Source organism: Affinundibacterium flavidum, from assembly GCF_014284175.1.
Taxonomy (GTDB): Bacteria; Pseudomonadota; Gammaproteobacteria; order Burkholderiales; family Burkholderiaceae_D; genus Undibacterium; species Undibacterium flavidum.
The window spans coordinates 15,960-27,328 of the sequence record NZ_JACOGA010000016.1 but is presented as its reverse complement, the minus strand read 5'-3'; the positions used below and the strand labels follow the sequence as shown (position 1 = coordinate 27,328).

At 45.1% G+C, this 11,369-nt stretch carries 10 protein-coding genes; 4 read left to right on the top strand and 6 right to left on the bottom strand.

Features of this window, described 5'->3' with window-relative positions:
• The first annotated feature begins 91 nt into the window (after positions 1-91).
• On the top strand, positions 92-1,159 hold the full coding sequence (locus tag H8K55_RS16260) for a M28 family peptidase (protein WP_222612506.1): 1,068 nt from the start codon (positions 92-94) through the stop codon (positions 1,157-1,159).
• Positions 1,160-1,277: 118 nt separating this feature from the next.
• On the opposite strand, the gene H8K55_RS22345 is transcribed toward H8K55_RS16260, so the two are convergent.
• From H8K55_RS22345 to H8K55_RS16245, 3 genes are all read right to left on the bottom strand, one after another.
• On the bottom strand, positions 1,278-1,376 hold the full coding sequence (locus tag H8K55_RS22345) for a DUF4253 domain-containing protein (RefSeq protein WP_408057982.1): 99 nt from the start codon (positions 1,374-1,376) through the stop codon (positions 1,278-1,280).
• 143 nt (positions 1,377-1,519) lie between these two features.
• Positions 1,520-2,305 (bottom strand): copper chaperone, encoded by a 786-nt coding sequence (locus H8K55_RS16250; protein ID WP_186943116.1) that lies wholly within the window; start codon positions 2,303-2,305, stop codon positions 1,520-1,522.
• Between the two features lie 12 nt (positions 2,306-2,317).
• On the bottom strand, positions 2,318-4,291 hold the full coding sequence (locus H8K55_RS16245) for a tyrosinase family protein (RefSeq protein ID WP_186943115.1): 1,974 nt from the start codon (positions 4,289-4,291) through the stop codon (positions 2,318-2,320).
• Positions 4,292-5,110: 819 nt separating this feature from the next.
• Here H8K55_RS16245 and H8K55_RS16240 point away from each other — a divergent pair.
• Together H8K55_RS16240 and H8K55_RS16235 are read left to right on the top strand one after the other, a co-directional pair.
• Positions 5,111-5,479: a hypothetical protein gene (locus H8K55_RS16240; RefSeq protein ID WP_186943114.1), complete on the top strand. Its 369-nt coding sequence runs from the start codon at positions 5,111-5,113 to the stop codon at positions 5,477-5,479.
• Positions 5,476-5,967: a DUF4411 family protein gene (locus tag H8K55_RS16235; RefSeq protein WP_186943113.1), complete on the top strand. Its 492-nt coding sequence runs from the start codon at positions 5,476-5,478 to the stop codon at positions 5,965-5,967. The genes H8K55_RS16240 and H8K55_RS16235 overlap by 4 nt, the downstream gene beginning before the upstream one ends.
• 132 nt (positions 5,968-6,099) lie before the next feature.
• Here H8K55_RS16235 and H8K55_RS16230 read toward each other — a convergent pair whose 3' ends face one another.
• Both H8K55_RS16230 and H8K55_RS16225 read right to left on the bottom strand, forming a co-directional pair.
• Positions 6,100-6,885 carry a LytR/AlgR family response regulator transcription factor gene (locus tag H8K55_RS16230; protein ID WP_222612505.1) on the bottom strand — a complete coding sequence of 262 codons (786 nt, stop codon included), beginning with the start codon at positions 6,883-6,885 and terminating at the stop codon, positions 6,100-6,102.
• A complete protein-coding gene (locus H8K55_RS16225) occupies positions 6,882-7,565 on the bottom strand; it encodes a sensor histidine kinase (protein ID WP_186943112.1) in 684 nt (227 codons plus the stop codon). The genes H8K55_RS16230 and H8K55_RS16225 overlap by 4 nt, the downstream gene beginning before the upstream one ends.
• Before the next feature lie 790 nt (positions 7,566-8,355).
• Between H8K55_RS16225 and H8K55_RS16220 the strand changes: the two genes are divergently transcribed.
• Complete coding sequence (locus tag H8K55_RS16220; RefSeq protein WP_186943111.1) at positions 8,356-10,392, top strand: serine hydrolase; 2,037 nt, start codon at positions 8,356-8,358, stop codon at positions 10,390-10,392.
• A gap of 222 nt (positions 10,393-10,614) precedes the next feature.
• Here H8K55_RS16220 and H8K55_RS21605 read toward each other — a convergent pair whose 3' ends face one another.
• Entirely contained in the window at positions 10,615-10,872 is a 258-nt protein-coding gene (locus H8K55_RS21605; RefSeq protein ID WP_222612504.1) for a transposase, read from the bottom strand.
• Between the last annotated feature and the right edge of the window lie 497 nt (positions 10,873-11,369).

Below are 11,369 nucleotides of genomic sequence, written 5' to 3'. Positions count from 1 at the left end.
TGAACCGAAGAAAAGTTCATTGTTCAAGGGAATTGTGTGACGCATAAAGTTCCTTTTTTCAAACAATTCCTAAACACACCGTTAAGTGACAATGTTTTATTGGTTTAACCTAGATTTTTTCAACAGTTTTTACCCGAAAACCAATTATCCTAAATTTACTATGCGTCTGAAGACCCTCTACATCACAATCACCACGATTGTTTTACTTGCTGCCCTTGTCATCTCCATCGTAACACAGCCCTTCGTGACACCGATTCCTTCAACGCCCGAGGAGATCGATTTAATTAAACTGAAAGCTCATGTGAAATACCTTTCGACGGACGTTCACCCGCGTAGTTCGAGCAGTTTTTCAAATCTCGAAAAGGCGGGCCAATACGTTTTCGACGAGTTGAAAGCAATGGGTGCGCCAGTTGAAGTGCAAGAAGTCAAGGTCAAGGGCAAGACATACAAAAACTTCATAGCGCGATTTGGGCCTTCCACAGGGCCGTTATTAGTCATCGGAGCGCATTACGACTCAGACGCTCAATCGCTTCGCAACTGGAAACCAAAAGGAATGGCGACACCTGGCGCTGACGACAATGCCAGTGGTGTGGCGGGCTTGCTTGAACTAGCGCGACTGCTGAGCAAAAAACAGCAATCCCGATCGATAGAACTGGTGGCCTACACGCTGGAAGAAGATCCCCATTTTGGCACCGAAGAAATGGGCAGCTTTCGACATGCACGCTCACTCAAGGAATCAGGACATGAAGTTCAATTGATGTTGTCGATAGAAATGATAGGCTATTTTGCCGATAAGGCTAACAGCCAAGACTATCCCGCGCCGGGTATGTCCGCTCTGTATGGGGATCGCGGCAACTTTATTACTCTGGTCGGCAATTTAAGTAATTTTGGCGCAATCCGCCGCGCCAAAGCACTCATGCGCGGCGTTAGCAATCTACCGGTCGTCTCCTGCAACGCGCCAGCGAATTTGCAGGGTATCGCTCTTTCAGATCACTTGAATTTCTGGAATGAAGGCTACCCAGCATTGATGGTCTCAGACACCGCTTTTTTTCGCAACCCCCACTATCACAGGATGACCGATACCTTTGAAAAACTCGACTACCGCCGCATGGCACAAGTGGTGCAAGGAATATATGCGATCACACAGCATTTTTCCTAACTTGATGCTAACAAGGCTATGAAAAATGGGGTCAAGTCGTGACTCCCATTTTTTCATTTTTGAAGTGAAGGATTCAATTTACGATTCTCGCTTTCTTGGCAGGAACGTATTAAAACCGTCAATTCCACCAAAAATACCAGACCTCAGAATTCAACAGCGTCGCGGCGAGCTTGGAAATTGTCTCGCAACCTTGATCGACAATATCAAAGTGACGCAAACCATTCTTTTTCAAACTTCATTGGGCTGGTCATAAAGATTAAAATTAAATTAGAATGACAGCAATCGTAGGAAAGCGTTCGTTAAAAATGTAGCCATCATTGTTACCGTCTACAAAGTCCGCTTTCATCTCAGTGAACGACCTTAGCTCTCCACATCCCCAGCAGTACGCCATTTGACATTGGTCAAGTATTTGCCAGCCCGCACAATCAAATAACGCAACAATTGCAATCGTAAATCAACGCGCCATTTGATGGGGCGGGGGTTTTGCAGGTGTTCACTCAGCATGATGAAGGTGATGAGTGCCATGGCGAAAATATGCGCTGTGGGCAGCAGCATGGGGAATAACATCAGTAACAGGCCTGAACCTACGCACCATAGGCCGTGCCGCACGCCATAGACATACGAGTCGAAGGCGGCTTGGTAGCCAAACGCTCGAATTATTTTGTGCTGGCGGCCTTGATTTAAAAAAAATTGCTTATACGGTGAACATTGCCAGATAATTGCCAGCAGCAAACAGACTAGAGCTGGCAGGTAAGACTGCGGTAGTAGGCGAAGGATGTTCAGGCTGGTTGCCAATATCAAGATACCGGCCATAGTCCAACTAGTGAGATAGCCAAGTACAAACAGGCTCGCGTTTAAGATACGCAGGCGTTTGAGACTTAGCGCAACGAGCTGTTGAATTGGTAGTATTAATTTGGGGCACATCATCGCCAGCACCATCAGGCTCCAACCCAGCAATTGATCCCAAACTAGATTGAAATTTTCTAATTGCGCGAAGCTAAGCCAAAATGTCGTCGGTGTTAAGACGCGGCAAATATCCATCTCGAGCCTGCCGCCCGGCCTGAAAATCAGCAGTGCCCAAGCCACTAGACTGAGACTAATCAGCAAACCATTAATTTTGCGTTGGAGTTCTGCTGATAGTCTCATGATTTAGGTCCTTTACTTATTAGCCAGACGATAAACGCTGATGCGATCGATGGTGCAGGTTTCTCCATCCGATTGGAGAGACCCTTGTGGCTCTATCTTGATATCCAGGCTATCAAGGAGATCTCCCACCAAATGTAGTTGGTCCGCTATGGCTGAGATATTCAATTTCACCGTCAGACCAGCACCAGCATGGTGGCCTGTTTGCAAAGTCGCTTTGCGGACCCCAAAGAGTGAGAAGTGACCCGCATCAATATTATTGACGATGACTTTATAAATAGCCGCATCCATTTCGCCCTTGATGCCTTCCAGCGCGAGGTAGACATCGTCAGGCAATTGATTGGCACTGACCGATGCTAGGCTTTTTAGCAGTGTTTGTTTCGGTGTGTTATCCAATTTAACGCTGACTTGAGTGGCAGCCGTGCCGAGACTGATTTTTTGGTTGGAAGCACCAAATAATTCGGGTGTGTCTTTGTTTTGCATAAGCGTAGGTGCAGCTAGAGTTGAGGTTTTGCTTAAAGTGCGCAAACGTGTCTGCATCAGATTAGGCGCTGTGACACTGGTTTGCGCGTTGAGGTCTTGGTACGAGTAATCGAGCTGACTGATGGTGTTCACCATCGAAGGGTAGTACAACCAAGCCGAACCATTGGGATTAGGCATATAGAATGGCCGACGATTGCCTCTGGGGTCGCTGTCATTCGGGCCTTCCAACCAATCTGAGTCGGTGGGATTAACATTATCCGCTTGATTCCAGCTCGCCCACAGACGGTCGATATTGGAGTGGTGTAGATAAAAAATCGGATCCAGCCCAGCCAGACCCGGATCAGACATTAAACCCCACAAGGTTTGGCTAACCTGACCACCCACTTCGACGTGAACCATATTATGCGGATTTTGCTCGAGATCACCCGTCGATGATCCGAAATGGGCAAAACCCTCAGTATCGCCGCCACCATAAGCATCGGTGTAGACCGTATCTTGCTGGCAAGACTGATTGACTACCGTTGGATCAATATAAATCTTACCGTTACCTTCAATACCATATCGTGCCGTGACAAAAAGTGGATTTGGCGTACTGTCAGGCAATTGCGTTTGCGAGAATGCGGGTGGCATATTCAATTCATTGGTATTCGTATCGAGATAATTCCAGTAAGGCAAAGCCCAATTGGCCGGGCCACCTTGTTGTTGGATAATGATGCTCAGAATGTTTTCGAGTGCATAGAGATAGCCACGATGCCAGGGTGGAAAAAACCAACCAGCATGTTGGCACTGATCCCAATATTGAGCAATGAGTGTGTTGCTAGGCAAGGGACTAGTTGGTACGGCGGGAACAGGGGGAATATCAGCCCAATTTGGAAAGCCGCTGGGTGCTGGAGTGCCAGGATCATCGTTATCAACGATGTATTGACCATGAATCGCCGCAAAAAACCACCAACTGGTAGGGTCGTCTAGCGAGCGCGACATCATCGCGCCCACACCTTTGGCATACCACAATAAATCCGTATTTTGAAAGCTGCCGTCATTATTCCAGGCGTTGCTACGAGTAAGGCTAGTAGCTGCAACAGTCACTGACTGGATAAAAAACTGACTGCTGGCCGAGTCTAGCAACGTGACCGTAATAGCATTGTCGCCAGCGTTCAATAAGGATGGCGGAATCGTCCAATTTATCGTGTGAAAATTGGGATCTTGGTCTACGTAATCAGGAATAAATGAAAAACCGTTGACGTTGATTGAAATGGGATTATTCGCTTCGCCATCGACCAAAGCAGCGCACACTACCATGCTCCAAGCGACACGCACAGGTGTGCTGAGCTGGAGATTGAATTGCATGAAGCCAGTGCTTTCCGTTAGCGACCAAGTGCTATATTGCGAACGAAATCCCGCGCCTTGTGATTTGGCTAGTGAGAGGTTGGCAGAAGGCGTGGGATTGGCCACCGAAAAATTGATGGTTTGGCTGGGTAAAGCTTGAACATTGCTTGAGGTATTCATAAGTGTTTTATCTTTACATGTCAATTTGGGTATTTGGAGAAACGGCTTTAGTTTGCTGCTATGTCAGATGACAGACAGAGTAGAACTGTTATCACCTATTTCTGGTTGGACGACGCCAGATAAATAGACTCGATGCAAAATATGTGCCTGTTACTTGGGCGGGTAATGCACTAAGCAGCTTTGCCACTTGGGTTTCCAAGCGTGTCACTACCCCCAGTTCTTTTAATATCGTAGGCCGATACAAAAGTGCCTGCAAAGTGTAGGTGCAACGATTAGAATTAAATGAAAATAGGAAACTCAGTGATTCTCTAAATGAACGTGTATTACTCGTGCAACACAATGAAGCAGTTCTTCTGCAATTAAGGTTTGTCGATGAACTTGGGAAAGTCCAACCACCATTCTCGCGAGATATAAACGGGTGAAATAAACGGGTGAAAAAATTCCAGTCAGTGGCTTTTGCAAATAGATCCGCTAGAAATTAATCATAGGGCTTGACGCTGACCTGCGCGGCGAAGTCGTTACCGACAGCACTCTTCAATCGACCATCGTTTTTTACGATCGTTATGGATGTATTTACGGGCGAGTACATCGACGATCTTGGAGAAGCTTATGGCGTCAAATCGCATTCATACACCGCAGCAAATTGCTTACTTCAAACGCTGAGCTAACAAGCAAAAGAAGGCTAGTCCCGGACTAAAGCATGCGTCAGCCCTCAATCAGCTTACTCCCTCTAGAAGAGGGTAGAGTGGAGGTTGAATAATGTCAAATTTAAGACCTGGCTCTATTCTCCTTCTATTCTCCTTGTGACCCTATTCTCCCGTGCCTAAACAAGAATTTCGCAGTTTATGGAATGATCAACTAGAAAGTTGGCAAGCCAATCTTCCGACACTTGAAGTGCGCTTCCAAGTAAGCACTTGGGCACTCGCGAGACGAGCGTTGACCTTAGGCTTCATCACGCAAGAAGAATACGGACTTTTTATCAGCGCAAAAGTCAAAGCGCATAAAAATAAGGAAGCTAGCGGCCTTTCGTATTACACGCTGAAAAAGGCACAGATCAGCACGGCTTTCTCCAAGGCGGTGGTGACGGAGGCACTTAGCGGACAGCTTTTGTTACGCGAGGCAAGTGCATTATTGGGCGGCATCAAGCCAAACAAGATCGCACACTTCGCTAAGGAGCTAGGCCTTTGAGATACTTATTAGACGCAAACACCTACATCCAAGCAAAGAACCAATACTACGGTATGGATATTTGTTCCGCATACTGGGATTGGTTAAATCAACAATTCCAATTTGGTGTGGTCGCCAGTATCCACATGATCGCCAAAGAACTCAAAGACAGTAACGACGAATTAGCTAGTTGGGTGAAAGAACGGCCTGCACATTTCATAGCGAATGGGGATGTCAACATGCAATCTGTATTCGCACAAATTGCACATGTCGTCGCGACAGGCGATTACAACCTAGGAAATCGAGATAAATTTTTGGCGAAAGCTGATCCTTGGATTATTGCAAAAGCAAAAACGATAGGCGCAACTATCGTGACGCATGAAGCTTTGGCTGCTGCTAATACGAAGAAAATCAAAGTACCAAATATCTGTCTTCAATTCGACGTGCCTTGCGTAAATACGTTTCAGTTCTTACGGGAATTAAAGGCTCGGTTTGTATTGTCTGTTTAGTTTTAAAATCAGAAAAAAACTGGGAAGTATCGAATATTTTTTAATTGATGCTGACCCCTTTGGTTCTCGTTTCTGTGTGATCGGCAAAATTGGGCAACGTGTAGTTGATCTGACTAACCAGTAACTAACCAGTTAATGCTGACCCAAAACTTTCTTAACTGCCGCAACGTAGCGTTCACCAATCGGGATCTGATCGTTGCAAGCTAAAACCATTTTGTAGTTATTGTCGGCAGTAACATGAATGCTGGCAATTTGATCTTTGCGTATGATCGTACTGCGATGTATACGCAAAAAAGTGTCGGGATCTAAATGTTTTTCTAAATGCACCATTGAGGCTCGGTAAAGAATTTGTCGAGTACTGGTGTGAAGTTGCATGTAATTGCCTTGCGCTTCTATCCATAAGACATCAGTAAGCGAAACAGTTTCGATTTTGCCGATAGAACGTACACTGATTTGTTGCCAGTATTTTGGACTCGCATGCTCTTTACTCTTTTCATCTTCAATATAGCGACGCAATGCAATGCCATAGTTGGCTTGCTGCTGCAAACCAAGCATAGCCTCGGCACGCTCTAAAGCATGCGCGAGACGTTTGTCGTTAAGTGGTTTTAAGAGATAATCGAGAGCGTGCAATTCAAATGCTTCAATTGCGTGCTCATTAAATGCCGTCACAAAAATAATCAACGGAGGCAAGTTTTTTTCGGATAGTTCTCTCGCGAACTGCAAACCAGTTTCACGCGGCATTTGGATATCTAAAAAAATTACGTCGATATCGTTCGCGGCAAGTGCGAGGCGGGCGTTGGTGGCGCTAGACGCCTGGGCAACGACCAACCAACTCCTATGGACTTCAATCGCACAGTGCAAATTTTTGCGACCTAATTTCTCATCGTCAACGATCAAGGCACGAATGGTTTGGTTCATAGAACCGTCTCTGATTGATAAAGGGGTACTGTGATGAGGACACTAAAATTGTCAATGCTTTCGCTGATTCGCATACTAGCTTTGCCCTTATACATCATCTCTAAACGTAATCGTGTCTGGGACAGCCCCAGCCCCAAGCCAGGATTTTTTACAGATTGCGCATGTAAGCGATTGTGTATCTGCATCGTTACCTGATCAGCGTTCAAGCTCAATTGCAAATAGATTTGACTTTGCTCTTCATGGCAATCGAGATCATGACGTAAAGCGTTTTCGATTAAGGGCTGTAATAGCAAAGGTAGGCAATCGCCATGCAAGATTTCAGGCGTGTCGCCACTAATACAGAATTCGAGGCGGTCATCATAACGTAATTGTTGAAGCGCCAGATAGTCACGAATGAAATCGAGTTCTTCCTTGAAGCTAATCCAATTCTTATTTGTTGCCGAGAGCGCATAACGCAGTAAATCACTGAGTCTATTGATGCCATCTAATGCGACAGACTTTTCATTGGTTCTGACTAAGGCGCTGATCGCATTGAGCGCATTGAAAATAAAATGTGGTTCTAGTTGTTGACGTAGGCTTTGCAATTTTTGCTGCTCTAACGCTAGATTGAGTTTTAAGTTGTCGGTTTGCCGTTCTCTATTCTCATGCCAGATGCGAACAAAAATTATAGCAGTGACCATCAAAGTAAAATAATAAAAGCCATAAAACAAACCAATATTATCCACGCTTAGTACGTAGTCGAGAAAACTCTTGTTTCGAAGGTGTAGATCAAACCGTTTCCAATTAAAAAAACATTTCGACAGCGCATACAATGGGTAATAGAAGATCAACAAATTGAGGTATAAACGCGAGATGCTCCACGCATTAGCCACAAGACGGGGGTATTTCACTAGCAGCGGGTAAAGGATGCAGCTTAATACAAAAAGTAGAAACTGATTTTCCACCCAACTCATCCACATACTCACAAAACGCAAATCCTTTTCCTCCTTAACAACATCCAGATATTGGCCCCATGCACCAAGCGTAAGTATGCTTCCCCAAATTAAAAGATTAACGACGAGCGACCGTAACCATTTATTGGACGGTAATAAGGTAGATGCATTGGCGAAGCTGAGTTTTGTTATAGGCATCTGGGCAGTATATCGCAACTCATCTTTACTTTAGACACCCTTGATGCATGGTTCGTCACACGCTTATCCTTTGTGATCACACGGTACTTTTATGCTACGCAGGGGGATGAGCATAATGTGTTGGGTAATTTTCATCTTTCTTTCAATCTCGAATGAGGGGTGAGCGAAAAGCCGCCATGATACATAAAGCTGCAATATGGTATGACGCGCTGGCTTGCTCGACAAAATTCACCGCAGTTTTCCAATTCGTACAGTATCTTTTCTTTGATTTCAATTCACTTTGGAGCCATCAATGCGCATCATATTTTTCTCCCTACTCTGTTTTTTTTCTAACCTAGCAATGCGAAACGTTCATGCAGCAGACATCGAGTTAACCAATACATTCGGCGCATATACAGTTGGATTTGAGCGGGTTCAACACGCCGATTCCACCCGCGTATTCCATCCCAAAACAGACTCAAACAGTAACCATGTCGCCAAGCCAGTGGCTATCGGCAAACAGCAAGATTCCCAGCAACTCGATCGCTTAGTAAGCTCTTACTACAAAGCGCACGAGCCAGGGGCAACCGTCATCGTCGTAAAAGACGGCAAGACGATTTTACGCAAAGCCTATGGCATGTCTAGCCTCGCTGAAAAACGTCGCATGCATGCCGATGATGTCTTGCGCATAGGCTCCATCACCAAACAATTTACCGCTGTTGCGATCATGATGCTCGTAGAACAAGGCAAAATTTCCCTCAACGATACCGTCTCCAAGATTCTTCCAGACTATCCGAAAACGGGTAAAAAAATCACTGTCGAACATTTACTTACCCACACTTCGGGCATTCCCAATTACACCGAGAAACCCGATTTCAAAGCCAATTCTATAAAGGACATCAGCGTTAATCAAATGCTCGATACATTTAAAAACGATCCTCTCGAATTTGAACCTGGCTCACATTGGATCTACAGTAATTCTGGGTATTTTTTACTTGGTGCCTTGATCGAAAAAGTCAGTGGTGAGACCTATGCAAAATTTATGGAAAAGAATGTTTTTGTGCCTCTCGACATGAAAAACACTGCTTACGAAGGATTTGAACGGACAAAGCAGAAACATGCTGCCGGGCATAGTCGTGACGGATCAAGATTTTCCGCCAGCACTCCACTTAGCATGAGCCAGCCTTATGCCGGCGGATCGCTCATATCGACAGTCGACGATATGAAGCTTTGGGATGCTGCCATCAGTACTGGAAAATTACTTAACGCACAAAGTTGGAAGCGTGTATTTACCGAGTATAAATTGAGTAATGGTAAAGGCAGTCAATATGGTTATGGCTGGTTCATACGCAAACTCGAAGACAGCCCCATGATTTCACACGGTGGAGGCATCAATGGATTCACGGCGTTTGCACTCCGTTTGCCAGAAGAGAAAGTGTATGTCGCCGTACTGACCAATAGTGATGGAGGACTAGCGTCACCAGCCATGGTGGCCAATCGACTTGCCGCGAAGCTCATTGGCAAGTCTATACCCAATTTCAAAGCGATCAAGCTCGATGCAAAAACCATGGACAAGCTCACTGGTATGTATAAAATCGACGACAAGAATCAATATAATTTTGTTCGTGAGGGTGACAAATTCATTATGTCTAGTACCAATGGTCCCACAATGAATTTGCAAGCCTATTCTGAGACGGGATTTTTCTACGATACCAATTCTCTGACGCGAATTGAGTTCATCAAGAATGTAATGGAAGAAGGGATTAAAGTCATCGTCTATCAGAATGGCGACATAAGCAGGTTTTCACGTACTTACGAAGCGCTGCCAAAAGAAGTCGCCGTCCCACTTGCGCTATTGGATACCTACGTCGGCGATTATCAACTAACACCAAAGATAATCATATCAATACGCCGTGACGGAACCAAGTTCATCGGACAAGCAACTGGGCAATTGCCTGTCGTTTTAACAGCAACGGCTCAGGATACTTTTATTTCGAATGAAGCTGGCGCAAAAGTGGTGTTTCAACCCGCCGCCGACGGTTCAGTACCTCAGCTCCTATTGACCTATGGGGGTGATGAAAGACCTGCAGTGCGTATCAAAAATTCGACCACAAAAATAATCAAGGAAGTGAAAGTAGCCCCGGCGATCTTCGATACCTATGTAGGAAAATATCAAATCGCGCCCGACTTCATTTTGACCGTCAGCCGAAATGGTGATCGCTACTATACTCAAGCAACCGGCCAAGACGTAGTCGAAATTTCAGCAATCGCTGACAATGTTTTTCTTGCAAAGAGCTTCAACGGTCAACTGAAATTTGAAAAGGACGCTAACGGCAAAACCAGCCATTTAATCATGACGCAACATGGGCGTAATACGAATGCGAAAAAATTACAATAATCATGATACGCGTGGAGTACCTAGTACACAAGAAAGCGGACGGAACTAAAGGAGTCAGCATCGATTATTTTCTATTCGATGCTGACTCTTTGAACCCACGGCACGCACAGGATTCAAGACAATATAACGCGCCAGTTCAAGCAGATAGGATACTCTTTGCACCAAGATCGCTTCCAATCATCCCTGAAAAACATGGCCTACTCGTTGATGCTACCAATTGACCTATTGGGTGTAAGAGCCATTCAGCAATTTCATTCCGTCAGGCAAACTGACGCGATTTGTTTCAATCAAGAGAAGATAGTGATTATCCATCAGGCGGTAGGCATGGCAATACCAGTCATAGCGATCCACTGCGGTTTTTAGTAGAGATAAAAACTGCTGGCGATCATCGTCATTGCCATCAATATTCGCTCGCGCATTACCGCAAGCAGTAACATGGTACAACGCACCAGCAAACTCAATACGTAACGGCCTCGCCATCTCACTTTCCCTCTGATTTATTTACACCAGAGCGTAGGGTAGCGGTTGAAAAAAATGTCAAATGTAAGGCATGACCCCGTGCTTGCAATATAGGTGCGCTCAGTTTGGTACATCAGGACTCGGAAAAACAGGGTCAGGCCTTACATATGACATTACTCCCATCTGTCAGACTAGTTGATTCCTCAAAAATTTCAATCCCAAAATGGGGGGTGGCTCTTACACTTTACGACCGATGTTGGAATGATAAATCTGACCTCTTTTTAGTGAATGAATGTCAAATGTAAGAACTGCCCCCTAGGTTGACTAATAGCGACTTCATGATTGCTCTCTGAGAAGCAAGATTTAGCAAAAGCTAGCAGCATTTTTGCCAAAAACGTATCTTATAAATCAGATGTGGAGAAATTGTGGAGGCTGTGTAAGCGTCCAACCCAAAACCATTAAACGTACACCTCATTAAATCGTAAAGGCGGATTGAGGAGAGTGAACTATGGGCAACT